This is a genomic window from Acidovorax sp. 56 (assembly GCF_002749705.1).
Lineage (GTDB): Bacteria > Pseudomonadota > Gammaproteobacteria > Burkholderiales > Burkholderiaceae_C > Acidovorax.
Genome location: NZ_PEEV01000001.1, coordinates 681536 through 706202 on the forward strand (window position 1 = coordinate 681536; position 24667 = coordinate 706202).

Annotated in this window: 17 protein-coding genes; 10 read left to right on the plus strand and 7 right to left on the minus strand. The window is 64.3% G+C overall.

What is annotated here, in order from left to right; genetic code table 11:
• The first annotated feature begins 105 nt into the window (after window positions 1-105).
• The 4 genes from CLU88_RS02930 to CLU88_RS02945 all read left to right on the plus strand — a co-directional run bounded on the left by CLU88_RS02930 (window position 106) and on the right by CLU88_RS02945 (window position 4019).
• A complete protein-coding gene (locus CLU88_RS02930; protein ID WP_099658599.1) occupies window positions 106-1356 on the plus strand; it encodes an MFS transporter in 1251 nt (416 codons plus the stop codon).
• 127 nt (window positions 1357-1483) lie between these two features.
• Window positions 1484-2539 carry a methionine ABC transporter ATP-binding protein gene (locus CLU88_RS02935; RefSeq protein WP_099655320.1) on the plus strand — a complete coding sequence of 352 codons (1056 nt, stop codon included), beginning with the start codon at window positions 1484-1486 and terminating at the stop codon, window positions 2537-2539.
• 6 nt (window positions 2540-2545) lie between these two features.
• Window positions 2546-3211 carry a methionine ABC transporter permease gene (locus tag CLU88_RS02940; protein ID WP_099655321.1) on the plus strand — a complete coding sequence of 222 codons (666 nt, stop codon included), beginning with the start codon at window positions 2546-2548 and terminating at the stop codon, window positions 3209-3211.
• 160 nt (window positions 3212-3371) lie between these two features.
• On the plus strand, window positions 3372-4019 hold the full coding sequence (locus CLU88_RS02945) for a DUF1566 domain-containing protein (RefSeq protein WP_233205356.1): 648 nt from the start codon (window positions 3372-3374) through the stop codon (window positions 4017-4019).
• 7 nt (window positions 4020-4026) lie between these two features.
• Here the strand turns inward: CLU88_RS02945 and ybaL are convergent, their stop codons facing one another.
• A complete protein-coding gene (gene ybaL, locus CLU88_RS02950; RefSeq protein ID WP_099655322.1) occupies window positions 4027-5763 on the minus strand; it encodes a YbaL family putative K(+) efflux transporter in 1737 nt (578 codons plus the stop codon).
• Window positions 5764-6067: 304 nt separating this feature from the next.
• On the opposite strand from ybaL, the gene CLU88_RS02955 reads away from it, so the two are divergent.
• The 3 genes from CLU88_RS02955 (at window position 6068) to CLU88_RS02965 (ending at window position 10591) form a co-directional block, all read left to right on the plus strand.
• On the plus strand, window positions 6068-7159 hold the full coding sequence (locus CLU88_RS02955; RefSeq protein ID WP_099655323.1) for a DUF6817 domain-containing protein: 1092 nt from the start codon (window positions 6068-6070) through the stop codon (window positions 7157-7159).
• A gap of 104 nt (window positions 7160-7263) precedes the next feature.
• Entirely contained in the window at window positions 7264-8061 is a 798-nt protein-coding gene (locus tag CLU88_RS02960) for a MetQ/NlpA family ABC transporter substrate-binding protein (protein ID WP_099658601.1), read from the plus strand.
• A 187-nt stretch (window positions 8062-8248) separates the two neighbouring features.
• Complete coding sequence (locus tag CLU88_RS02965; protein ID WP_099658602.1) at window positions 8249-10591, plus strand: bifunctional diguanylate cyclase/phosphodiesterase; 2343 nt, start codon at window positions 8249-8251, stop codon at window positions 10589-10591.
• 99 nt (window positions 10592-10690) lie between these two features.
• Here CLU88_RS02965 and CLU88_RS02970 read toward each other — a convergent pair whose 3' ends face one another.
• The 3 genes from CLU88_RS02970 to CLU88_RS02980 all read right to left on the minus strand — a co-directional run bounded on the left by CLU88_RS02970 (window position 10691) and on the right by CLU88_RS02980 (window position 13985).
• On the minus strand, window positions 10691-11971 hold the full coding sequence (locus tag CLU88_RS02970; RefSeq protein ID WP_099655324.1) for a GGDEF domain-containing protein: 1281 nt from the start codon (window positions 11969-11971) through the stop codon (window positions 10691-10693).
• Window positions 11971-13062: an ABC transporter substrate-binding protein gene (locus tag CLU88_RS02975; protein ID WP_233205357.1), complete on the minus strand. Its 1092-nt coding sequence runs from the start codon at window positions 13060-13062 to the stop codon at window positions 11971-11973. The genes CLU88_RS02970 and CLU88_RS02975 overlap by 1 nt, the downstream gene beginning before the upstream one ends.
• A 308-nt stretch (window positions 13063-13370) precedes the next feature.
• Window positions 13371-13985: an FMN-dependent NADH-azoreductase gene (locus CLU88_RS02980; RefSeq protein ID WP_099658604.1), complete on the minus strand. Its 615-nt coding sequence runs from the start codon at window positions 13983-13985 to the stop codon at window positions 13371-13373.
• A gap of 227 nt (window positions 13986-14212) precedes the next feature.
• Between CLU88_RS02980 and CLU88_RS02985 the strand changes: the two genes are divergently transcribed.
• Both CLU88_RS02985 and CLU88_RS02990 read left to right on the plus strand, forming a co-directional pair.
• Complete coding sequence (locus CLU88_RS02985; RefSeq protein WP_099655325.1) at window positions 14213-15160, plus strand: LysR family transcriptional regulator; 948 nt, start codon at window positions 14213-14215, stop codon at window positions 15158-15160.
• A gap of 171 nt (window positions 15161-15331) precedes the next feature.
• Window positions 15332-16198, plus strand: coding sequence for an HDOD domain-containing protein (locus tag CLU88_RS02990; protein WP_233205358.1), 867 nt, complete (start codon window positions 15332-15334; stop codon window positions 16196-16198).
• A gap of 112 nt (window positions 16199-16310) precedes the next feature.
• Here the strand turns inward: CLU88_RS02990 and argA are convergent, their stop codons facing one another.
• The 3 genes from argA to CLU88_RS03005 form a co-directional block, all read right to left on the minus strand.
• A complete protein-coding gene (gene argA, locus CLU88_RS02995; RefSeq protein ID WP_099655327.1) occupies window positions 16311-17657 on the minus strand; it encodes an amino-acid N-acetyltransferase in 1347 nt (448 codons plus the stop codon).
• A gap of 115 nt (window positions 17658-17772) precedes the next feature.
• Window positions 17773-19899: a peptidase M41 gene (locus CLU88_RS03000; RefSeq protein ID WP_233205359.1), complete on the minus strand. Its 2127-nt coding sequence runs from the start codon at window positions 19897-19899 to the stop codon at window positions 17773-17775.
• Window positions 19892-20137, minus strand: coding sequence for a hypothetical protein (locus CLU88_RS03005; protein WP_099655328.1), 246 nt, complete (start codon window positions 20135-20137; stop codon window positions 19892-19894). The genes CLU88_RS03000 and CLU88_RS03005 overlap by 8 nt, the downstream gene beginning before the upstream one ends.
• A gap of 346 nt (window positions 20138-20483) precedes the next feature.
• Here CLU88_RS03005 and hrpA point away from each other — a divergent pair, with 346 nt between their 5' ends.
• Complete coding sequence (hrpA, locus tag CLU88_RS03010) at window positions 20484-24581, plus strand: ATP-dependent RNA helicase HrpA (RefSeq protein ID WP_369827585.1); 4098 nt, start codon at window positions 20484-20486, stop codon at window positions 24579-24581.
• The last annotated feature ends 86 nt before the right edge of the window (window positions 24582-24667 follow it).

The following is a 24667-nucleotide window of genomic DNA, read 5'->3' on the forward strand; positions in this document are numbered from 1 at the left end:
GGGCTGTTTCTTGTCGGTGCGGCTGGGGGCGTGCACGGGCATGCGAATGAAGGACATTCTGGTTTGCGTCAGCGCGCTGTTCACCAAGCCGTGACAATCGCCGCCATGCAGACCGCCCCCCAAGAAACCACCAAACGCACCTTGCGCTTCATGGCGCTGGCCGCTTTTACCAGCATGGCCTCCATGCGCGTGTGCGACCCCATGCTGCCCGCCTTGTCGCAAGAGTTCAGTGTCAGCACGGGCGATGCCTCGGCGGTGATTGCGGCGTTTGCTGTGGCCTACGGGCTGCTGCAGTTGTTTTATGGCCCCCTGGGCGACCGGCTGGGCAAGACCCGGGTGGTGATTGGCGCCACATCGGCGTGCGCGTTGTTCAGCGCCATCACGGCGCTGGCGCCTAACCTGACGGCTCTGGTGGTGTCGCGGGCGGCCATGGGTGCTTCGGCGGCGGGCATCATTCCGCTGTGCATGGCCTGGATTGGTGACCAGGTGCCCTACGAGCAGCGCCAGGAGACCCTGGCGGGGCTGATGGTGGCGACTGTCTCCGGGATGATGGCGGGCCAGTGGTTTGGTGGCTTTGCGGTGGAGGCTTTGGGCTGGCGCGCAGCGTTTGCGGTGCTGTCGCTGTTGTTTGCCGTGGCCGCCACGCTGCTGTGGCGGCAGGTGAGTGCCGTGGCTGCCCAGGCGCCTGCCGGCGCCACGCCGCAAGCCGCTGCGCCTTTTTCGCTGCGCACCTATTTGTCCAACACCCGCCAACTGCTGGCCATGCCGCGCGTGCGTTGGGTGCTCACTGTGGTCACCATCGAAGGTGCCTTGGCCTTTGGCACGCTGGCGTTTGTGCCCAGCCGCATGGTCGAGGGGTTTGGCTTGTCGGCCGCCGCCGCTGGGGGCGTGATGGTGCTGTATGGCATTGGTGGCTTGCTCTATAGCCTGTTTGCGCGGCGCTGGCTGGCCTTGCTGGGTGAGCATGGGCTGGCCATGCTGGGAGCTTTGGCCATTGCCTGCGGCTTGTTGTTGCTGGCCTGGTCGCCCGTGGTGGCGTGGGCCGTGGTGGGTTGCTTCTTTGCGGGGCTGGGCTTTTACATGCTGCACAACACCTTGCAGACCCAGGCCACGCAAATGGCCCCCCACGCCCGGGGCATGGCCGTGACCTTGTTCGCGTGCCTGTTGTTCCTGGGGCAGTCGTGCGGGGTGTTTTTGGTGGCGTTGAGTGTGGACCGAGGTTGGCTGGTGCCGGTGTTTACGGCCGCTGCCCTGGGCGTGGTGGCGCTGGGGGCGGTGATTGGCCGCTCGCTGCACCGAGCCCGTGCGATGGACGCCGCAGGGACCAAGGTAGCAGGGGCTTCGTCGGCCAAATAACCTGCGTGTCTTATGACGTAATTTTTTGATGGTTTGATTTTTTATAGCAAAGCAATACAGTTCAGCCCCTGACCCAACTATCCAGCGCCGCTGCGGGTAACCCACCCGGGCGGCGCGCTTTGTTTGCATGATTGAATTACGGGGCATTACCCAGACATACAAGGGCCCACAAGGCCCGGTGGAGGCCTTGCGAGGCATTGACCTGCACATCACACCCGGCGAGGTGTTTGGCATCATCGGGCGCAGCGGCGCGGGCAAAAGCTCGCTGGTGCGCGTTATCAACCTGCTCAACCGCCCCACGCGCGGCGAGGTCATCGTCAACGGGCGCGACCTGACGAAGTTGAGCGACGCCCAGTTGCGCGAAGCGCGCCGCGACATTGGCATGGTGTTCCAGCACTTCAACTTGCTGTCGTCGCGCACCGTGTACGACAACGTGGCCCTGCCGCTGGAGCTGGCGGGCATGGACAAAGCCGCCATCCGCGAACGGGTGAGCCCGCTGCTGGAGCTGGTGGGCCTGGCCGCCCTGGCCGACCGCTACCCCGCCCAGATCAGCGGTGGCCAAAAGCAGCGCGTGGGCATTGCGCGGGCCCTGGCCAGCCGCCCCAAGGTGCTGCTCAGCGACGAGGCCACCTCGGCGCTGGACCCCGAAACCACCCGTTCGATTCTGGACCTGCTGCGCCAGGTGAACCGCGAGCTGGGCCTCACGGTGGTGCTCATCACGCACCAGATGCAGGTCATCAAGCAGGTGGCCGACCGCGTGGCGGTGATCGAGGCCGGCCAGATCGTGGAGCAAGGCCGCGTGCTGGATGTCTTTACCCAGCCCCAGCAGGCCATCACCAAGAGCCTGATTGACGAAATCCTGCCGCAAGAGCTGCCCGCCAGCGTGCTGCAGCATGTGCGCCACCTGGCAGGCCAGTTGCGCACCACGGCGCCGGGGCATGTGGGCCAGTTGCTGCGCTTGTCTTACGCGGGCGACAGCGCCTACCAGCCGGTGCTCTCGCGCATGGTGCGCGAGTACGGTGTGGACATGAGCATCCTGCACGGGCAGGTGGACGAGATTCAGGACCAGACCTTTGGCTCGCTGGCGCTGTACGCCACGGGCGAGCCCGCCCGCCTGAGCGGTGCGGTGGAGCACCTGCGCGCCAACGGCGTGCAGGTGCAAGTGGTTGAGAGCGGGGGTTAAAAAGCGATGTTTGCCAATTTCACTGAAGCCATGCTGGAGCTGTTTGTCACCTCGCTGTGGGAGACCCTCATCATGGTGGGCATCTCGGGCCTGGTGGGGGCCTTGCTGGGCGTGCCGTTGGGCGTTTTCTTGCGCCTCACAGACCATGGCGGCGTGCTGCAAAACGGCCCGGTCAACAAGCTGGTGGGCTGGGTGGTCAACGCCGTGCGCTCCACGCCTTTCATCATCTTGCTCGTGGCCATCATTCCGCTCACACGGTTTGTGACGGGCTCGTCCATCGGCACCGCTGCTGCGGTGGTGCCGCTCACCATTGCGGCTGCGCCGTTTGTGGCCCGCCTGGTCGAAGCTGCCCTGCGCGAAGTGGACCACGGCCTCGTTGAGGCTGCCCAGGCCATGGGCGCCACCACCAACCAGATTGTGTGGAAGGTGCTGCTGCCTGAAGCGCTGCCCGGCATCGTGGCGGGCCTGACCATCACGTTCGTGAGCTTGACCGGCTACTCCGCCATGGCCGGCGCCATTGGCGGTGGTGGCCTGGGCGACCTGGGCATCCGCTATGGCTACCAGCGCTTCTTGCCCGAAATCATGCTGGCCGTGGTGCTGGTGTTGATCTTCTTTGTGCAAGCCGTGCAAAGCCTGGGTGACTGGGCGGTGCGCAAGCTGAGCCATCGCTGAGGACTGCCTGCGACGAATTCAGCGGTTGCTACTTTTTTGATAGCTGCTAGCGCTTGTTATTCAAGCGCTAGCAGCTATTTTTGTTTGTAGTGGCTGATGATGGCGCTGGTTGAGTCAGTACCCTTTGCCTGCGCGGCCAGGGCGTGGAAGAATGGGCGCCATGACACACACGACCCACTGCGCCCAAAGTCCGGCCCCATGGCTGGCACAGCAGGCCCGCGCCGCCTGGCCCTTGTTGGTGTTTTGCGCGTGGGGCGTGGGCGTTGTATGGCCCGTTGCCGATGCACAGGCCCAAAGCCCTGCAGAGCCTGCGCCGGGCATGGTGGCATCGCCCGATGGCAGCTTTGTGGTGGACGAGCGCATGCGCCTGGCTTGGGCCCGGTGTGTGGAGGGCATGGAGTGGAATGGCAAAACCTGCACCGGCACGCCCTTGATGCTGGACCGCGCCCAGGCCCGGGCCCGCGCCAATGAACGCTGGAAGGCCGAAGGGATGGACTGGCGCCTGCCCCGCGCGCCTGAGTTGCAGCACCTGGTGAACAAAACGGCCCAGCCACCCGGGGTGGATGCGGCCTTGTTCCCCGCAACGCCGCCCGAGTGGCACTGGACATCGACCACCGATGTGAAAGCCGGGCAGGCAAACCAGTACACCTACAGCAACACGATGCAGAACCGCTCAGGCCAGGGCGAAGGCCAGATGTCTTACTTGCACGGCTGGGCCGTGCACATGCGCACGGGCGAGGCACGCAAGGACGTGGGTAAAGACTCCAAGCTGCCCGTGCGGCTGGTGCGCACCTGGGTAGCGCCGTAGCCCTGTGTCAGTGCTGCACGCCTGGGTGCAACACGGCGGGCGCCGTGGCGGGGGCAGGGGCCACGCGTTCGAGCACATGGCGCGCCATGCTTTGGGCCAGGGCTTCGTCGCGCACCACCACGGTGCCAATGCCGTCTGCGCGCAGCAGGGCTGATTCTTCTTCGCTGTGGCTGCGCACCACAATCTCGATGCCCGGGTTCAAGGCCCTGGCCGTTTCGGCCATCTGGCGCACATGCAAGGTGTCTGGAATGGCGATGACCAGCATGGCCGCGTTGGCGATGTGGGCCTGGATGAGCACCTCGGGCTCGGCTGCGTTGCCCGACACGGCCGCCAGACCTGCATTGCGCAAAGACTCCACCAGCTCCCGGTTCTGCTCGGCCACCACATAGGGCACGCCTTCGGCCCCCAGCGCTTTGGCAATGCTGCGGCCCACCTGGCCGTAGCCCACCAGCACCACCTGGCCCTTGAGGTATTTGCGCTCGGTGCTCATGGGCAATTCGGCATAGGGGTCTTCGCGCCGGTCCAGTCGGCGTGCCAGTTCTGAGCGTTTGAGCAGCCAAGCCTGCAGCGGGGCAATGGCGGCAAACAGCAGGGGATTCAGCGCAATCGAAATCAGCGCCCCGGCCAGCACCAGGCTCATGCCCACGGCAGGCAGCAAGCCCAACGCGACCCCCAGCCCCGCCAGGATGAAGGAAAACTCGCCAATCTGCGCCAGGCTGGCCGCTACCGTCAGAGCGGTGTTGAGCGGGTACCGAAACGACAGCACCAGCGCCAGCGCCGCCAGCGACTTGCCCAGCATGATGATGGCCACCACGCCCAGCACCGGCAGGGGCTGCTGCACCAGCACCATGGGGTCAAACAGCATGCCTACCGACACGAAGAAGAGCACCGAAAACGCATCGCGCAGCGGCAGCGACTCTTGGGCCGCGCGGTGGCTCAACGAGGATTCGCGCATCACCGTGCCTGCAAAAAAAGCCCCCAGCGCAAACGACACACTGAACAGTGCCGATGCCCCGTAGGCAATGCCAATGGCCGCTGCGATCACCGACAGCGTGAACAGCTCGCGCGAGCCCGTCTTGACCACCTGCCACAGCAACCAGGGCAGCACCCGGCGGCCCACCAACAGCATCAGCGCAATGAAGGCGGCCACTTGCAGCAGGGTCTGGCCCAGCGCCATCCACAGCGGGCGTGCTTCTTCGGCCGGGGCGGCGGTGCCACCCAGCAGGCCTGCCAGCGGGGGCATCAGCACCAGCACCAGCACGCAGGCCAGGTCTTCCACCACCAGCCAGCCCACGGCGATGCGCCCGTTCATCGAGTCCAGCACGCCGCGCACCTCCAGCGCCTTGAGCAGCACCACGGTGCTGGCGCACGAGAGCGACAGGCCAAAAATCAGGCCACTGCCCACGCTCCAGCCCATCCACCACGCCATGGCCATGCCCAGCAGCGTGGCCACGGTCATTTGCACCACGGCACCCGGCACGGCCAGCCGGCGCACCGACAGCAGATCGCCCAGCGAAAAATGCAGCCCCACGCCAAACATCAGCAGCATCACCCCGATCTCGGACAACTGCGAGGCAATGTGCACATCGGCCACAAAGCCCGGCGTGGCCGGGCCAATCAAAATGCCCGCCAGCAGATACCCCACCAGCGCGGGCAGACGCAGCTTTTCGGCAATGAAACCAAAGACCAGCGCACCGCCGAAGCCTGCGGCGATGGTGGTGATGAGGGTGATGTTGTGGTCCATGCCGGGTGTCTGGGTTGGAGTGGGCTTGGTGGGCCTCGCTGGAACAGGGTGGGGTGGCAGCTTTGCTGCCCATGTTGCTTGTCAGTATCAGGCAAAGCGGCGGGCTGACCAACCCGGCGTGCCCACAGGGGGCTGCGGCGCAAGGGCTTTTGCAAATGGCCTGCGTGCCACACCCTTTGGGGAAAACACCCACGCCTTTGTCCCGCCTCGCTGCCAGCATGTGGCGCCATACTTGTCGCAAAAGTGTGGACAGGCCCCGCCCAGGTTGCCACGCACTGCCTTCAACCCAGGAGACCACACCGCCATGACCCTGCCGTTTCACCCCCTTGATGCCGACTTGTTTGCCCGTGCCCAGCCCCTGCTGGACGATGAATGGCTGACGCAGGACGCCGAGCTGGCCCCGGTGCTGCCCACCGTGCTGGCCCGCAATGTGGGGCAAGACTGGCACAAGGCGGGCACCTTCCGGCACCACCTGGTGGGCGTAACGCGCTCGCTCACCGTGTGGCAGCAGCCGCGCGATGTGCGCATGCTGGGGCTGCTGCACAGCGTGTATGGCAATGCATTTGTGGACCTGGTCAAGTTCGATCCGGCCAGCGAGCGGGCCCGGCTGCGGGAACTGGTGGGCGAGTCGGCAGAGCATCTGGTGTATTTGTTCTGCACCCAGTCGCGCACGCAGTTTGTGCAAAAGGTGCTGGGCCACGCGCTGGAGGCCGACGGCGGCCTGCTGCTGGACAAGGACGGCGCTCAGCACCGCCTGAGCCCGTACGAGGTAGCCGCCTTCATCATCGTGAGCATGGCCGACACCATCGAGCAGTGGTTCAGCTGGCAAGACGACATCTATTCGCGCTTTCCGCACGTGCAGCACCGCCCGCAGGCCGTGCACTGGGCGGCATCGCTGTGGCCCGGGCCCATGCGGCCTACGGGGCGCATGGTGCACCAGATCAACGGGCTGGCCAAAGCCCTGCAGCACCCGGGGCTCAAAGACCTGCTGCCCATGCCACCCGTGTTTGCGCACTGCAGCCAATACCTGTCTGCCGCCAACGAGGCAGCGGCCGCCTCGCTGTACTGGTCCGTCATCCAGCAAGACCAGCCCTTGGTGGACCTGGACGTGGCCACCGGCGTGCTGGAGAGCGCCGTGCGCCACAACCCCTGGGTGGGCGAGCCGCAAATGGTCCTGGCGCAGCTTTACCTTGCGGCCGGGCGGCAGGACGATGCCAAGGCGGCTGCCACTAGCGCCTTGCACCTGTTCAGCGCCTGGGGCAATTCGTGGGACAAGCGGGTGCAGTGGGACGCCTGGGTGGCCTGGACGCGCATCCTCTCGCAAGCCGCCAATGGGGGCCCTTGGCCCGAGCGGCTGGACAAGCTCAACAACGTGGCGCTGCGCAGTGGCGCATGAGTCTCTATATATGCAGTGAAGGCTAAGATAATTAAAACTTATTCTTTTGAGTTTTAATCGAAGCTGCGTACGATCTGAAACATATCAATTTGAAAGGTGTTTCTGTGTACAAGCGTTCTTTGCTGCAATCTGCCCTCGCATTGGCCCTGGCTGCCGGTTTTGTGACAGGCGCCTCGGCCCAGGACAAGCCTGTGAAGATTGGCGTGACCGGCGGCCCCCACGCGCAGATTTTTGAAGTGGTGAAGAAGGTTGCTGAAAAAGACGGCTTGAAGATCCAGGTCATTGAGTTCAGCGACTATGTGCAGCCCAACGCCGCACTGGCCTCGGGCGACCTGGACGCCAACAGCTACCAGCACAAGCCTTACCTGGACCAGCAAGTCAAAGACCGTGGCTACAAGTTCGTCTCTGCTGGCTACACCGTCAACTTCCCCATCGGCATCTATTCCAAGAAGGTCAAGAGCCTGGACGAACTGAAGTCGGGCGCCAAGCTTGGTATCCCTAACGACCCCACCAATGGCGGCCGCGTGCTGCTGGTGCTGCAAGACAAGGGCCTGATCAAGCTGCGCCCTGAAGCGGGCCTGAAGGCCACGCCCCTGGACGTGACCGACAACCCCAAGAAGATCAAGTTTGTGGAGCTGGATGCCGCCCAACTGCCCCGTTCGCTGGACGACCTGGACGCCTCGGCCATCAACACCAACTATGCCCTGTCTGCCGGCCTGAACCCTGGCAAGGACGCCATTGCCCAGGAAAGCGCCAAGAGCCCTTACGTCAACCTGATCGCCGTGCGCGAAGCTGACAAGGACAAGCCTTGGGTGGGCAAGCTGGTCAAGGCCTACCACTCGGAAGAAGTGCGCAAGTTCATCCAGACCGAGTTCAAGGGCGCTGTGATCCCTGGCTTCTAAGCCGCTGGGTGGATCGCACCCATCTGGAAATCAAAGCGGGCCTCGGCCCGCTTTTTTTATGGGCCTGCGGGCAGCCAGCCATGGGGCTTGGCTTGCTGCGGTGAAAGCCCGGACACTGTCATCATGTAAGCTTATGTAAACGCATGGCTTAACCTGAATGGAGAGCTGTTTGCCGATGCAGATGCGGATGCCCCAAGCTGAGAAGTGGCTGGTTGCTGGCTGTACAGCCCTGACGGTAGGGCTGTTCGCCGCTGCATTGTTGGCATCTGACCGTGCCGCCCAGGTTTTTTTCGATAACGCCAGCTGGACGCTGGCGTTTTCGCTTTCGGCCTTTTTGGCGTGGCGGGGCAGGGTGCAGGCGTCGGTGATGGACCACAGCCTGCACAACGGGTTGCTGCTGGGGGCGCTTTTGATTCTGGCGGGGCAGTTGATGTGGAATGTGCAGGTGGCCACGGACTGGAACCCGTTCCCTTCGCCTGCCGATGCTTTATTTTTGGCCGCAGGGCCCGTGTGGGCGCTGACGGTGATGCGCGTGACCTTTCAGCGCATTGCGCCCGACCGGGTCTACCCCGCATCACTGGACTTTGGCGGCGCTGTGCTGGCCCTGCTGGCCGTGACGCTGGTGGTGTATGTGCCCAGTGGCGAGCTGAACACCCTGTTGGTGGGCGCGGTGATGGTGCTGTACCCCGTGAGCTTTCTCACGGCGGCCAGTGTCACGGCGCTGGCGGTGCCCAGCGTGGGGGTGCGCTGGCGGCTCTCGCATGGGCTCATCATTGCGGGCATGGTGTGCTACGGGCTCAGCTGGATGCACTGGAACCTGCTGGCGCTGCATGGCGAGCTGGCGCCGGGCAGCTGGTTCAACGGCTTGTTCTCGCTGGCTGCGCTGGCCCTGGGCTGGGGAGCGCGGTATTTTCAGGCCGAGCTGAGCAACGACGCAGCCTACCGCCACCGCTGCGAGCAGGTGGTGAACCTGGTGCCCCTGGCCACCATGCTGATGGCCAGTGCAACGCTGTGGCTGCTGTTTGCGGCGGCTGGCGCGCGCAGTGTGGTGTACGCCTTGATTTTGGGCTGCTGCCTGTTGGTGCTGGTGCTGGCGGCCCTGCGCCAGGCCATTGTGGTGAGCTTGCTGGACCGCTTGCGCATGGCCGAGGCGGCCATTTTGCGCAACGAAGAGCAGCTCTATCACGTCGCCCACTTCGACACGCTGACGGGCCTGCCCAACCGCCGTTACTTTGAAGACGCGCTCGACCAAGCCGTGCAACTGGCGGTGCAGCAGGGCTCCCAGAGCGGGCAGTGCGTGGCGGTGCTGCTGCTGGACCTGGACCACTTCAACAACGTGAACGAAACCTTTGGCCACCGCACGGGCGACAAGCTGCTGGTGGAGGCCGCCAAGCGCATTGCCGATCACCTGCAGGGGCGGGGCTTTCTGGCGCGGCTGGGTGAGGACGAGTTCATGGTCATGCTTGCGCGCTCGCACACCCGCAACGAGGTCGCGCAGCTGGCCGCTTCGCTGGTCGAGAGCTTCATGCAGCCTTGGCTGCTGCCGGGCGTGGGCGCGCAGTTTGTGGGGGCCAGCATTGGCATCAGCCTGTTCCCTGACGATGCACCCGATGCCCTGGCACTGGTGCGCAATGCGCACACGGCCTTGCACGCCACCAAAGACACGGGGCGGGGGACCTACCGCTTCTACATCGACGAGTTCACCCGACAGGCACAGGGCCGCCAGGCATTGCGCCGCCGCTTGCATCAGGCGCTGCAGGCCGGTGAGCTGAGCCTGGAGTACCAGCCGCAGGTAGACAGGCGCCAGCAACTGGTGGGGGTGGAGGCGCTGATGCGTTGGCGCTTGGACGGGCGCATGGTGCCGCCCGATGAGTTCATCCCTATTGCCGAGGCCAGTGGCCTCATCGTGCCGCTGGGACGCTGGGTGTTTGAGACCGCCTGCCGCCAGGCCGCGGTGTGGGACGCTGCGGGCTTCGTGGTGCCGGTGATCTCGGTGAACATCTCCACCATCCAGCTGCGCGAGCCGCAGTTTGCCCAGTCGCTGCTGGCCTTGGTGCATGAGGCCGGGCGCGCACCCGCTGATTTCGTGCTGGAGATCACCGAGTCAGAGCTGTTGGACGAATCCTTGTATGCCGCCGCCGTGGATTTGCGGCACATGGGGTTTGCTTTGTCGATTGACGACTTTGGCACCGGCCATTCATCGCTCATCAAGCTCAAGCGCTTGCCCGTGGGTGAGCTGAAGATCGACAAGGCGTTTGTCAGCGACATCTGCGAAGACGCCAACGACCGCGAGATTTGCGCCACCGTGCATGCCCTGGCCCGCACCCTGCAACTGGAAGTGGTGGCCGAGGGCGTGGAGACACAGGCGCAGTTTGACCTGCTGGTGGGCATGGGCTGCCACCGGTTTCAGGGGTGGTTGTTTGCCAAAGCCCAGCCGCCCGAGACCTTGCAGGCGCAGTGGTTGCAACGTGCCGGAGCCCGGCAGCCCCCGCAGGGGAATGAGCACGATGCGATGGATGCCTGTATTTGAGGGTTTGGATCAAAAATGCCCCTGGCGCTTGCAGGTAAAGCGCTGGCAGCTATTGTTTTGATAGTGATTGCATGGCGGTTTCTGCCCCCGCCTATCGGCTCAGGCCCGGCCCACCACCTGCTGCCTGCCACGGCACTTGGCCTCGTACACCAGCGCATCGGCGCGTGCCAGCAGGGCGCTGGTGTTTTCCCCCGCCCGGTAGGTCGTGACCCCAAAGCTGGCGCTGATGGTCAGCGGCGGCACGCTGCCCCCGGCAGGGCGTGCCATGCGCGCTGACTCCAGGGGCTGCTCGGGCAGGCTGCGGCACAGGCGCTGGGCGGTGGCCATGGCGGCGTCCAGCTCGGTTTCCGGCAGTACCACCACAAACTCTTCACCACCGTAGCGCGCCACCCAGTCCACCCCATGGCGCAGGCTGGCGCTGACATGGCTGGCCGCATTGCGCAGCACCTCGTCGCCCAGGGCATGGCCATGGGTGTCGTTGAACTGCTTGAAGTGGTCGATGTCCATGAAGATCACCGACAAAGCCCGTCCATAGCGCTGGGCACGGTCGATTTCTGCGGGCAGCCTGTCTTGCAGCGCGCGCCGGTTGAAGGTGCCTGTGAGCCCATCGGTGACAGACAGGTGGCGAATCTCCTCCAGCAGCCGCTCTAGCTGCTCGGTGCGCTCGGCCACCAGGTCATCCAGGTTGTGGATGTGCTGTTGCAGCGCTGTCTGTAGTTTGATGACGCCCGTCTCCAGCTGGTCGATTTCATCACTGTGGGCCTGGGGCGGGCGGTTCAGCCGCAGCGGGGTGGTCAGGTGGCGGGGGCAAACGTCGTTGGCAAATTCGGCCACGGTCGACAGCGGCTTTTGCAGCAGCTGTTTGAGCATGAAGGCCATCAGCGCGCAAATGCCTGCGGTGAGCAGGCTGTAGCCCAGCAAAATGCGCAGCCCCTCGGCACGCAGCCCTTGCCACAGGTAGTCGGGGTTGCCTGTGAGCTCCAGCACCCCCAGTGCTGGCGCACCCTGGGCGGGCTGGGGTGGCGGGATGACAATCTGGCGCGACACCCCCTGGGCGAGCAGGGCGGGGTTGCCTGCCTCAAAGCGCTGGCCACCCGCTGCTTGCAGGCGTGCGTAGCCAATCTCTGGCTTCTGGGCAATGCGCTGCAGTTGCGCGGCAATGGCCTGGGTTTCTATGTCCCACAGCGCCACGGCCAGCAGCGGCACGCTGGTGTTGGCCACATCGTTGATCGCCATCTCAAACTGCTTTTGGTGCTGGGCGCGCAGCAGCCAGCTTTGCACGCCAAACACCAGCAACATGCACAGCACCGCCAGCACGATGGTGCGGCGGATGAGCACACTGGCAATGGATCGGAACGGGCGCTGGGGCATGTGGGGCATCAAAGCAGCTGGGCAACGCCGAACTGGTAGCGTTGAACGGTGGGGTTGAGCACCTTGCTGTAGGGGCGCACGTCCAGCCGATCAAACCCCTGGCCAAAGCGCTGCTGGTAGCGGTGGGCCATGGCCGGGGTGAACAGCGTGAACATGGGGCGCTCCAACTCCAGCCCCTCGCTCGCAAAGTCGCGGCCATGGTGGTAGTCGTACAGCATCACCAGCGCCCAGGCACCGGCGATGAAATGGCCACCCGCCAGCGCCGCCAGTTGGCCGCTGCGCAGGCTTTGCAGCGCTTGCAGTGAGGTGTTGACCGAGCTGAACCAGACGGTGCGGCCCGGCTGTCCAGCGCCAGCGGCGAGGAGTGCATCCATGGCGCCAAAGGCCATCAGGTCGCTGCCGGTCCACACCAGCCGGCCCTGGGGGTGGCGCTGCAGCAGCCAGCCCATTTGCTCTTGCGCCTTGGCGCGTGACCAGCCCGCGTACACGGTTTGCTCCAGTACCACATCGGGGGCTTGCCGCACAGCGCGCTGCATGCCCTCGTTGCGCTGGATGGACGAGTTGGTGGATCGGTCTCCGGCAATGGCCAGCAGGTGCAGCTTGCCGTCGGGGCCATGGGCGCGCATGGCGCGGCCTTTGGCCATCAGCGCTTGGGCGGTGAGGTAGCCTGCGTCTTGTGCGCGGGGCTCCAGCGAGCCGATCCAGTCCTTGAACTGCTCCCGTGGGCCTCCGTGTTGCACGCGCTCTGGGGTGGTGAGCGTACTGAACGCCATGAAGCTGCGAATGCCCGTCCCGTCAAAAATGCGCAGCAGCTCCGGGCCCGTGCCGTAGTCGTTGGTCAGGATCACGTAGTCCGGCCGCTCTGCGGCGGGGCGTGCGGCGATGGCTTTGGCGATGTTGAACACGCTCAGGTGCTGGCGCTCGGCAAACTGCTCTTCCAGCCGCATTCCCAGGCTGCGCGATGCGGCGTGCATGGATTCGCTCACCGTGCGCCAAAAAGGCTCGTCTTTCTTGCCCGGATTGATGAACGCAATCGTTTGCGCTTGCGCCCACAGCGGCAGGCAGCACATGCAGCACAGCAGCCATCGACGCAGAAACATACAAGCCAATCTCAAGTCCCAGAAGGGCTACCAAGACGCCTTTGCAGCCGTTGACGGGCCAAAGCACCTCGGGTCACCCTGAAAACCGCACGCCAACATGCCAAAGTGCCTGGAGCGTGTCATACCGAATTTACATTAGTACACAAATGTCTCGGCGTGAGTCAGCCACTGGGCAGACTTGAAGATTGTTTGCAATCCTGCAGTGGGCGCAAAAAAGCCCCGGCTTTCTGGGCACGCATGGTGCGTTGCCAGGAAGCCGGGGCTGCAGAGCGCTGTGCGCAGGGGCACTGCGCGCTGTTTCGGGCCGGTCAGGCGGCGGTGTGCGTGCTGATTTGCTGGGCCACAGCGGCCAACGCCTGGGCCTTGGCGTCAGGGCCCATGGAGACCCCTTCAGCGCGCACAAAGCGCACGTCGGTCACGCCAAAGAAGCCCATCACGGTTTGCAGGTAGCTTTCCTGGTGTTCCATGGCGCGGCCACCTTCGCTGGTGGAATACACACCGCCACGGGCCGAGGCAATGATCACGATCTTGCCCTTGGCCAGACCTTCGGGGCCGTTGGCGCCGTACTTGAAGGTGCGCCCGGGCTGGGCGAGGCGGTCAATCCAGGCCTTGAGCTGGGTGGGGATGCCGAAGTTGTAGAACGGGGCGCCAATCACCACCACGTCTGCCGCCAGGAACTGGCTCACCAGTTGTTCGGACACAGCGTTTTCGCGCAATTGGGCTTCGCTCAGGCCATCGGTCTGGCCGGTGCGGGGGGCCATGGCGTCCATGGTGAAGTGGTTGGGGGCACTGGCCACCAGGTCCAGGTAGCTCACCTGGGTGTTGGGGTGGCTGGCCTTCCAGGCATCCACCACCTGGGCAGTGAGCTGGCGAGAAACCGAGGCGGCGCCGGCGATAGACGAGTCGATGTGAAGCAATTGCATGGTGTTTTCCGTGATGTCGATGGTGGATGCCGCCAGACTTTGCGGCCATGGGTGAATTGTGATGGGGCTCACAAAGATTGATAAGCTGCCGCAAATGCGATAGATTGTTCTAAAAATGGAACAATCGGAGTGAGTGCATTGGGGCTGTGCGCGTGACTTTGCAAGCCGCAATACATGCTCCCTGCGCTTGATTCCTGTGCTTTTCAACCCTTGTGGACGGCTGGCCCATGCAAGACCTGAACGACATGCTGTACTTTGCCGAGGTGGTCGAGCGCGGTGGCTTTGCGGCCGCCGGGCGGGCCCTGGGCATCCCCAAGTCGCGCCTTTCGCGCCGGGTGTCTGATCTGGAAGCCCACCTGGGTGTGCGCCTGCTGCAGCGCACCACGCGCAAGCTCTCGCTGACCGAGGTGGGCGAGGCCTATTTGCGGCACTGCCAGGCCATGCGCGAATCGGCCCAGGCCGCAGCCGACACCGTGGCCCAGGTGCAAACCGAACCGCGTGGCACGGTGCGCGTGAGCTGCCCCGTCACGCTGGCCCAAACTGTGTTGGCCGAGCTGATGCCCGCGTTCTTGGCGCAGCACCCGCTGGTGCGGGTGGAGATGCAGGTGAGCAACCGGGCGGTGAATGTGGTGGAGGAGGGGATCGACGTGGCGCTGCGGGTGCGCCCTTCGCTGGAGGACAGTGCCAGCATGGTCGTCAAACGGCTGGACCGGGCCACGCAGGTGCTGGTGGCAAGCCCGGATTTGCTGATCCGCCAAGGCACCCCTCAAACCCTGGAGGACCTCGCCCGCATTGACAGCATTGCCATGTCCGCCCCCGACGGTCGCGCCACCTGGAGCCTGATTGGCCCAGGCGGTGTGCACCAGGTGGTGCACTACACACCGCGCTATGTGGCTGACGATTTGCTCACGCTCAAGTTCGCTGCGCTGGCGGGCACGGGCATTTGCTGGTTGCCCGACTACATGTGCCAGGAGGAAATGCGCGAGCGCCGCCTGGTGCGCGTGCTGCCCGACTGGGCGCCACCGCCAGCCATCGTGCACGCGGTGTTTGCCTCGCGCCGGGGTCTGTCGCCTGCAGTGCGGCGCTTTCTGGACTACCTGGGCGAGACCATGCCGGGGCGCAACAGCCTGGCCACCCGTGCCGATTTGCAGGGCCTGGAGGGCGCCGGTATCTGAGCGGGGGCTGCGCTTGCCGCGCCATGAGGGGCTTGGCAAGCGGATTGTTGCCAGCGTTGTTCTGGGTCTTATTGCGTGGCGTGGGGCTGTTTTGGCGGCACAATGCAACCAATTGAAACCGTATCGAAGGGCGTCTCCATGTCCGCTTCGGTGTCTGCACGCCAACCTGCCGTGACCTCTCATTTGATCGACCAAGACATCCAGAAGGCCCGGGCGCATCCCAGCGTGCGGGCGATTGTGATTCCGCCATGCCCCGAGTCACTGGTGCGCCTGCAAGAGATCATTGCCGCGCCCGAGCTGGACTCCGCCGCCATGGAGCAGTTGGCGTCTTCGGACGTTGCCATGGCTGCTGCCTTGATCCGCACCGCCAACAGCCCCCTTTATGCCCTGGCGCAACCCGTGCAAACCGTGGGCGTGGCCCTGACGGTGCTGGGCCTGCAACCTTCGGTGGAGTTGTTATCTGCCTTCATTACCCGCAATGCGCTGCATGTGCGCACGCCGCTGCTGGAGCATTTTTGGGAAAGCTCGCAGCGCAAGGCCATTGCCTGCGAGCACATTGGCCGCCAGCTCTACAGCTTTGATCCAGGGCTGGGCTACAGCTTTGGGCTGTTTTGTCATGTGGGCATGCCCGTGCTGGTGAAGGCGGTGCGAGGCTACGCCGGCACCGTGACCGAAGCCCTGGCCCGCAAAGACCGCACTTTCACCCAGACCGAAAACGCATCCCACCGCACCGACCACGCGGTGATGGGTGCCATCGTGGCGCGCACCTGGCACCTGCCGCCCGAGGTGGCGCAGGCCATCTGGTTGCACCACGACTTTGCCTGCCTGAACGATGAGCGGTTTGACGCGACCGTGCGGCACTTGGTCGCCCTGGGCTTGCTGGCTGAGTTTTTGGTCAACCACCACGAAAACCTTTCACCCACGCGCGAGTGGCAGCAACATGGCCAGGCCTGCATGGAGCACCTGCATGTAACGCAGGACGAGTTGGACCACTGGATTGACGAGCTGTATGCCGCCTTTGAAGGCGTGATGCAGTAGCCGCTTCGCCCCACCTTGCCTGGCGGGGAGGCATGGGCGGCGGGCCCGCCAAAGCAAACGGCCTGCGTTGTGTAACGCAGGCCGTTTCGGTTTTGGGGGCGTAGAAGGGCGTTTACAGCTTTTTCACCAGCACCTGGCTCTTGCGGTCCCAGTTGTACTTGCGCTTGCGGGCATCGGGCAGCCAGTCGGGGTCCACGGGCTGGAAGCCGCGTTTGATGAACCAGTGCATGGTGCGGGTGGTCAGCACAAAAATGCTTTCCAGCCCCATGGCGCGGGCGCGCTGTTCGATGCGCTTGAGCAGCTTTTCGCCGTCGCCCGTGCCCTGGCTTTGGGGCGATACGGTGACCGCAGCCATTTCGGCTGTCTTGGCCTCGGGGTAGGGGTACAGCGCGGCGCAGCCAAAAATCACGCCGTCGTGGTCGATGATGGTGTAGGTGGCAATGTCGCGCTCGATCTCGGTGCGGTCACGCTTGACCAGCGTGCCGTCCTTTTCAAACGGTTCAATCAGCTGCAGGATGCCGCCCACATCGTCAATCGTGGCTTCGCGCAGTTCTTCGAGCTTTTCGTCGATGACCATGGTGCCGATGCCATCGTGCACATACACCTCCAGCAGCAACGACCCGTCCACCGCAAACGGCAGAATGTGGCTGCGCTCCACCCCGGCTTTGCAGGCCTTGACGCAGTGCTGCAGGTAAAAGCCGGTGTCTGACGGTACCTGGGCGCTGGGCAACTGCGCCAGCAGGGCCTGGGCTGCGGCCAGTGGCAGCTCGGTGTCGATGGGGTTGTCTTCGCTCTCGGGCTCGCCGGGCTGCATGCGGATGCCAGGCACTTCGGTCAAGAAGATCAGCTTGTCGGCCTGCAGCTCAATCGCCACGCTGGTGGCCACTTCTTCCATGCTCAGGTTGAAGGCCTCGCCGGTGGGTGAAAAGCCAAAGGGCGAAAGCAGCACCAGCGCGCCCATGTCCAGTGTGCGGGTGATGCCCGCCACATCCACCTTACGCACCAGGCCTGAGTGCTGAAAATCCACCCCATCCACAATGCCCACGGGCCGTGCGGTGAGGAAGTTGCCCGAAATGACGCGCACCGTAGCGCCTGCCATGGGCGTGTTGGGCAGCCCCTGGCTGAAGGCGGCTTCAATTTCGTAGCGCAGTTGGCCTGCGGCTTCCTGGGCGCAGTCCAGCGCCACCGAATCGGTGATGCGGATGCCGTGCGAATACTTGGCCGCATGCCCCTTGGCGGCCAGCTGCTCGTTCACCTGGGGCCTGAAGCCGTGCACCAGAACGATCTTGACGCCCATGGCCTGGATCAGCGCCAAGTCTTGCGCAATGTTGTGCAGCTTGCCCGCCGCAATCGCCTCACCCGTCAGCCCGATCACAAAGGTCTGGTTGCGAAACTTGTGGATGTAAGGCGCCACAGAGCGAAACCAGGGCACGAAAGTGAAGTTGAAAACAGCGGACATGGCAGTGGGACGGGGCCTCAGGGTGGGAGCATGGCAGACGGCGAAAGGCGACCGCTCTGGGTCGCCAAGTCGCGCATCATAAGCATGCAAAGCAAGTTTGTGCGTGACAAACCGCTCATTGCGCCGCGCACTGGCCCTGAAATTGGGCCAGCCGCTGCGCAAAGGGCTCCAGCACCAGCGTTTCATCGACCCCCACCGGGGCACTGGTGCGAATCTGAAGCCCTTGGGCCCACAGCAGTTGCTGCATCTCGGTCTGGACGATCATGCCTTGCTCCATCAGCGCACTGACCAGGGCGTTGAGCGCTGCCTGGTGTTCGCTCAGCAGTGCTTGCGCACGCTGGTACTGCGTTTGCAGCAGGGCTTCAATCGCAGCGTTGCTGGGCGCCACATCGGTGTTGATGTGGTTGTCCATTTCCAGCGTCACATCGGTGCGGCTGATGCGGCCATCAAAACCCAGGTGCCTGACATAGCGGGCGGCTTCCGCCGTGACCTGCTTGTAGTCCTGCTCGGCGCCCGTGGTGCAGGCCATCTCGCCAAACACCATGGCTTCGGCCACGCGCCCAGCAAGGCCCACGCACATCATGTCCAGCGCGTTTTGCCGCGTGGTGACCTTCAGGCCCGCAAAGCTGTTGTAGCCGCCCTCGAACGAGGCAATGTTGATCTTGACCTCTTGCGGCGCCTGGCCAAACAGTAGGCAGTACACCAGTGCATGGCCCGCCTCGTGCACCGCCAGCAGCGCCCGAAAATCGGCATTGGCCCGCTGCTTGAGCCGGTTCAGCTCCAAAGAGACTGCAAAGCGGCTCTCTTGCTCGGCTCCGCAGGCGTCCCGCCCGGACACCCGCAATTCACGCTTGTCTGGGCTCAGTCCAATGGCAAACGTCTGGGCCAGGGGCAATTGTTGTTCCAGCACCCACAGCGCTGCATTCACCAAGTTGGCGCTGAGGATGGCGTGCACCGAAGAAAACAGCGGCCGCGTGCCTTGCGCCGGAAACACTGCGTTGGCGTACAGCTCATCGCGCAGGTCTTGCCCGATGTGGAACTGCACACCGCATTGGGCCGCAATGTCGTGCACGTAGCGGTGGCACAGGTTCTGGATGAGGCGCTCGTACGTGGCTTTGCTGAACGAGGGGTAGATCACATGCTCATTGCCCAGTCGCGCAATTTGCTCGGGCTTGAAGCGCTCGCCCAGCGCCTTTTTCACGTCGATGAGCGAGAGCTTGCGGGTCAGGCGGTGAAATATATCGGCGTCGGTGTCGCAGTCTTCCACCCGCTGTGCGGTCTCGTGGTACATCTCGTCCAGGTTGCCGCAGACAAACACCAGCAGCTTGCTGTAGTCCGTCTCCCAGGCTTGGCTGGACTGCTGGAACCGGGTGTACAGCGACTGCACCTTGCCGGGCGGCCACTGCATGATCTCGCCCAGAGGCTCTTGCAGCTTGAGCATGCGTTTGAGTTCCTGCGCGTCCCACGCGTCCAGCTGAAAGCGGTAGGCCGCCTTGCCCGCGCGTTTTTCGTCTTCGTCATCTTCGGCCCGCTCCGCGTCGTACTGGGCATCGGCCAGCTTGCGTTCGATGTTGGACAGCGCGCTGAGCGCCGGTGGTAGGCGCCCGTCTGACAGCAGCGTCCACACGTCCTGGTAGCGCTCTACCTTCACGTCGCCACCTTTGATGTCCACCGTGCGAAAGCGCTGGAACTCGTCCAGCACCAGCATGCCCGGTGCGCCTTCGTGGATGCCGGAGTCACCCAGCATGCCCGAGATGGTGGAACTGCGGTAGCTGGCGCCGTGGCTGAAGCCATCCATCTGCACTTCAACAAAGCGGTCGTAAAAGCCCAGCAGCTGGGCCAGGCGCCGCGTGAGCTGGGTTTTGCCCGTGCCCGTCAGTCCCCACAGGCAGACGATGACCGGGCGGCTGATAAGCTGTGGCAGCACGTACCAGGCGCGGATGGCGTCGATGACACGGTCAATCACCTCGTCGATGCCAAACAACTCTGATTTGAGCTGCACGACGGCATGGGCCAGGGTTTGCTGGCGCAAGGCCAGCGTGGCTGTGGTGGGTGGGTTGTGCGAGACGGGCTGGCCAGATGGGTCGGATGGACTCTGGACAGCTTGGGCTGCCGCAGCACCTGCCTTTGCCTGCGCAGCCCCTGCGGGCTGGTGAGGGCCGAAGCCCTGGGTGAGCCGCCCCTGCAGCCCGTGGGCTCCGTGCAAGAGCGACCCGTTGGAGTACGGATTCGTTTCAGTCATTGAATATCTGGTTTTGAATCGCCTTGCGCAAGGCGACGTTGTCCGCACGGCGCTGTGCCCCACGGGTTCGGATGTGCTTGCCCGCTGCACTGGACAGGCTGCGTTGGGCCATGGCGGCGGCCACAGGGTTTCGGGGCGGGCCCGAGGCTTCGAGTTTCAGCACCAGGGGCTGCTTCATGCGGCGCAGCTTTTTGATTTCACCCTGGGCGTAGGCCCGAGACAGTTTTTTTGCACTCATACGTTGTGCGTTCCACAAACAAAAAACCCCGGCGATATAGCCAGGGCTTGTGGAGCGCAAAGTAAAGCGCTGAGCCTTGGCTGAACTGAGTGTGCACAGTCCAGCCGGGGCGGTGGACTGTGGTCAGGTGTGTGCGAAGAAGTTGGCAGACATATCGGGACCTCCAGGGCTTTCAGCGCCGAACCGGGGTGGCTGGCTTTGCTTGAAAGAAGGCGCGATTGTGGCGGCGCGGTGCCTCGCCTGCAAGCCAAATGGCCCGAGCGGGGCTAAAAATGTCGCGCCAAACGCACAAAACGGAAGGGCAGGGCGCCTTGGCACAGGGGCGCGCTGCCGATAATGCGGGGCTATGTCTTCTTCTGATCCGCGTTTGTCCGAGTCTTCCCCCGCTTCCGCCCCGCCTGCTGCCCAGTCCGCAGCCCCTTTGCGCATCGAATTCCCCGAATCCCTGCCCGTGTCGGGCAAGCGCGACGAGATCATGGAGGCCATCACCCAGCACCAGGTCATCATCGTGTGCGGCGAAACCGGCTCGGGCAAGACCACCCAGCTGCCCAAGATTGCGCTGGCGCTGGGCCGTGGCAAATGCAATGCCAAGCCGGGACAGAAAGGGCAGCTGATTGGCCACACCCAGCCACGCCGCATTGCCGCCAGCAGCGTGGCCAAGCGCATTGCCGAAGAGCTGAAAACGCCACTGGGGGACGTGGTGGGCTTCAAAGTGCGGTTCCAGGACCGCCTCAGCCGCGATGCCTCCGTCAAGCTCATGACCGACGGCATCTTGCTGGCCGAGACGCAGACCGACCCTCTGCTCAAGAATTACGACACCATCATCATCGACGAGGCGCACGAACGCAGCCTCAACATCGACTTCCTGCTGGGCTACATCCGCCAGATCCTGCCGCGCCGGCCTGATCTGAAAGTCATCGTCACCTCGGCCACCATCGATGCTGACCGGTTTGCCAAGCATTTCGAGAGCGCCAAGGGGCCAGCGCCGGTCATCATGGTGTCGGGCCGCACCTTCCCGGTGGAGCAACGCTACCGCCCGTTTGAAGACAGCCGCGACTACGGCCTGAACGAGGCCATTGCCGATGGCGTGGACGAGCTGTGGCAGGGGAATGCGGCGGGCGACATCCTGGTCTTTTTGCCCGGTGAACGCGAGATCCGCGAGGCTGCCGACCACCTGCGCAAACACCTCTCGCACCAGCCCGTGATGCGCAACGCCGAGGTGCTGCCGCTGTTTGCGCGCCTCAGTCAGGCCGAGCAGGACCGCATTTTTGATGGCCACACGGGCCGCCGCATCATTTTGGCCACCAACGTGGCCGAAACCTCGCTCACCGTGCCGGGCATTCGCTACGTGATTGACGCAGGCACAGCGCGCGTGAAGCGCTACAGCTTCCGAAGCAAGGTGGAGCAGCTGCTGGTGGAGCCCATCAGCCAGGCCGCCGCCAACCAGCGAGCGGGCCGCTGCGGCCGGGTGGCCAACGGCATCTGCATTCGCCTGTACGACGAGGCCGACTTCAACGGCCGCCCGCGTTTTACCGACCCGGAAATCCTGCGTTCATCTCTGGCAGGCGTCATCCTGCGCATGAAGTCGCTGCACCTGGGCGATGTGGTGCAGTTCCCGTTCATCGAGGCGCCCTCGGGCCGTGCGATTGCCGACGGCTACCAGTTGCTGGCCGAGCTGGGTGCGGTGGACGATGCCAACGAGCTGACCCCCATGGGCACGGAGCTGTCGCGCCTGCCGCTCGACCCCCGAGTGGGCCGCATGATCATCGAGGCGCGCGATCGCAAGGCGCTCGATGAGGTGTTGGTGATTGCCAGTGCCCTGAGCGTGCAGGACGTGCGCGACCGGCCGCTGGAAGCCCAGCAACAGGCCGACCAGGCTCACGCCAAGTTCGACGACGACAAGAGCGAGTTCAGCGGCTACCTCAAACTGTGGAAGTGGATCAACGAGGCCCGTGGCGGGGCGCCGAGCCTGCCATCGGCCCGCGCGCAGAAGGCCATGGCCGCGCACAAGGCGCCATCACAGGCCTTTTTGCCCGTGGCGCAGCGCAGTGGCGGTGGCAGCCCTGCGGCAGCGCCTGCTCCAGCCACTGCCGCCCCAGCCGCTACCCACAAGCTGAGCAACCGCCAGTACGAGCAGCTGCTGCGCCAGAACTTCATCAGCATCCGCCGCCTGCGCGAGTGGCGCGACATCCACACCCAGCTGCTCACCGTGGTGACCGAGCACAAGTGGCAGATCAACACCCAGCCTGCGAGCTATGAGCAACTGCACCTGTCCATGCTGGCCGGGCTGCTGGGCAACGTGGGCGCCAAGAGTGACGAGGAAGACTGGTACCTGGGCGCGCGGGGCATCAAGTTCTACAAACACCCTGGCGCGCACCTGAACAAGAAGCCCGGGCGCTGGATCATCGCGTCGGAGCTGGTCGAGACCACGCGCCTGTTCGGCCGGGGCATTGCCGCCATCGAGCCGCAGTGGCTGGAGCAGATGGGCGGCCATTTGCTGAAGAAGCAGCTGCTGGACCCGCACTGGGAAAAGAAGTCGGCCGAGGTGGTGGCGCTGGAGCGCGCCACGCTGTATGGCATCGTGGTCTACAACAACCGCCGTGTGAACTTCGGCAAGGTCGATCCCTACGCCGCACGCGAGATCTTCATCCGCGAGGCCCTGGTCGGCAGCAACTGGGAGACCAAGCTGCCCTTCCTGGCCGCCAACCAAAAGCTCATCGCCAAGGTCGAAGAGCTGGAGCACAAGTCGCGCCGCCAGGACGTGCTGGTGGACGATGAGCTCATCTACGCCTTCTACGACCAACAACTGCCGCCCGAGGTGTGCAGCGGCCACAGCTTTGAGGCTTGGTACCGCGAGGAAAGTAAAAAGCGGCCCGAGCTGCTCAAGCTCACCCGAGACGAGCTGATGCGCCACGAGGCCGCAGGCATCACCACCAATGCGTTTCCCAAGACCGTGCGCCTGGGCGGCGTGGACTGCGCTGCCAGCTATCTGCACGAGCCCGGCGATGCGCGCGATGGCATCACCGTGACCATTCCGCTCTTTGTTCTGAACCAAGTGAGTGACGAGCGCTGTGAATGGCTGGTGCCCGGCATGCTCAAGGACAAGATCCAGGCCCTGCTCAAAAGCCTGCACCAGCGCCCGCGCAGCCGCTTCGTGCCGCTGCCCGAGTCGGCCACGCGGCTGGCTGAGCTGTTCAACGCGCCCGAGCGTTTTGGCACCGGCAGCCTGACGGACGCTTTGCTCAAGCAGGTGCGCGATGAGACCTCGCTCGACGTGAAGCGCGCAGACTTCAAGCTCGACATGCTCAGCCCGCACCTGTTCATGAACTTCCGCGTGGTCGATGAACATGGCCGCCAGCTCGGCCATGGCCGCAACCTGGGCGCCCTCAAGGCCGAATGGGGTGCCAAGGCGCGCGGTGCGTTCCAGGCGCTGGCAGGTCTCAAGTTGGGTGCTGTGGCTGCACACAGCGAGAAATCTGAATCAAATATGCCCCCAGCGCTTGATAATAAAGCGCAAGAAGCTATCAAATCAGGAGTAAAAGGCGCAAACTCCGTCTCGGCAAAACCGGCGAGCGCTGCGCCATCAGCCCCGGCAGGCCAGCGTTACACGACCTGGACGTTTGGTGAGCTGCCTGAGCTCATGGAGATCAAGAAGTGCGGGCAGACGCTGGTGGGTTTCCCGGCGCTGATTGATGGCGGCGATGGTGTCACCATCGAGGTCTTCGACGAGCCCGAAGTGGCCGCCGCCAAACACCGCGCGGGCCTGCGCCGTCTGTTTGCGCTGCAGATCAAGGACGCGCTCAAGTACCTCGAAAAGAACATCCCCGACCTGCAGAAGATGGCCGTGGCCTACATGCCGCTGGGGACGCAGGAAGAGCTGCGCACCCAGATCATCGACGTGGCGCTGGACCGCGCCTTCTTGCTCGACCCCCTGCCCACCGATGAGTTCGACTTCAAACGCCGCGTGGAAGAAGGGCGAGGGCGCCTGACCTTGATCGCCAACGAAGTCGCCCGCTTGGCAGCCACCATCCTCACCGAATACGCGGCTGCCGCCCGCAAGATCAAAGACACCAAAAACGCACCTGACGCGACGACGGACGCCCTGCAGCAACTGCAACGCCTGGTGCCCAAGAACTTCATCGCCGTGGCCCCCTGGGCGCAGCTGGCCCACTACGCCCGCTACCTCAAGGCCATCACCCTGCGCCTGGACAAATACCGCGCCGACCCCGCCCGCGATACCGCCAAGCTGGCCGAGCTGCGCCCGCAAGAGCAGCGCTATTGGCGCCTGGTGGCCGAGCGCAAGGGTGTGGTCGATGCGCGCATGCAAGAGCTGCGCTGGCTGCTGGAGGAGCTGCGTGTGAGCTTCTTCGCGCAAGAGCTGCGCACGCCCCAGCCGGTGAGCGTGAAGCGGCTGGACAAGCTGTGGGCGCAGATACAGAGCTGATCTTGCGTCGGTTTTCTGTGGCCTGGGGGCGCTCTGCTTTTCGCCACTGTTTGACCACAGCGAAGACCGCAGTGCGCGCGTGCGGC

What these genes read in the sequence shown, in the direction of transcription:
- CLU88_RS02930 (WP_099658599.1), top strand. Translation starts at nt 106, where the DNA reads ATGCAGACCGCCCCCCAAGAAACCACCAAACGCACCTTGCGCTTCATG.
- CLU88_RS03005 (WP_099655328.1), bottom strand. Translation starts at nt 20,137, where the DNA reads ATGAGTGCAAAAAAACTGTCTCGGGCCTACGCCCAGGGTGAAATCAAA.
- CLU88_RS02945 (WP_233205356.1), top strand. Translation starts at nt 3,372, where the DNA reads ATGACACACACGACCCACTGCGCCCAAAGTCCGGCCCCATGGCTGGCA.
- CLU88_RS02965 (WP_099658602.1), top strand. Translation starts at nt 8,249, where the DNA reads ATGCCCCAAGCTGAGAAGTGGCTGGTTGCTGGCTGTACAGCCCTGACG.
- CLU88_RS03000 (WP_233205359.1), bottom strand. Translation starts at nt 19,899, where the DNA reads ATGACTGAAACGAATCCGTACTCCAACGGGTCGCTCTTGCACGGAGCC.
- CLU88_RS02975 (WP_233205357.1), bottom strand. Translation starts at nt 13,062, where the DNA reads ATGTTTCTGCGTCGATGGCTGCTGTGCTGCATGTGCTGCCTGCCGCTG.
- CLU88_RS02985 (WP_099655325.1), top strand. Translation starts at nt 14,213, where the DNA reads ATGCAAGACCTGAACGACATGCTGTACTTTGCCGAGGTGGTCGAGCGC.
- CLU88_RS02980 (WP_099658604.1), bottom strand. Translation starts at nt 13,985, where the DNA reads ATGCAATTGCTTCACATCGACTCGTCTATCGCCGGCGCCGCCTCGGTT.
- CLU88_RS02940 (WP_099655321.1), top strand. Translation starts at nt 2,546, where the DNA reads ATGTTTGCCAATTTCACTGAAGCCATGCTGGAGCTGTTTGTCACCTCG.
- CLU88_RS02955 (WP_099655323.1), top strand. Translation starts at nt 6,068, where the DNA reads ATGACCCTGCCGTTTCACCCCCTTGATGCCGACTTGTTTGCCCGTGCC.
- CLU88_RS02970 (WP_099655324.1), bottom strand. Translation starts at nt 11,971, where the DNA reads ATGCCCCACATGCCCCAGCGCCCGTTCCGATCCATTGCCAGTGTGCTC.
- ybaL (WP_099655322.1), bottom strand. Translation starts at nt 5,763, where the DNA reads ATGGACCACAACATCACCCTCATCACCACCATCGCCGCAGGCTTCGGC.
- CLU88_RS02935 (WP_099655320.1), top strand. Translation starts at nt 1,484, where the DNA reads ATGATTGAATTACGGGGCATTACCCAGACATACAAGGGCCCACAAGGC.
- hrpA (WP_369827585.1), top strand. Translation starts at nt 20,484, where the DNA reads ATGTCTTCTTCTGATCCGCGTTTGTCCGAGTCTTCCCCCGCTTCCGCC.
- argA (WP_099655327.1), bottom strand. Translation starts at nt 17,657, where the DNA reads ATGTCCGCTGTTTTCAACTTCACTTTCGTGCCCTGGTTTCGCTCTGTG.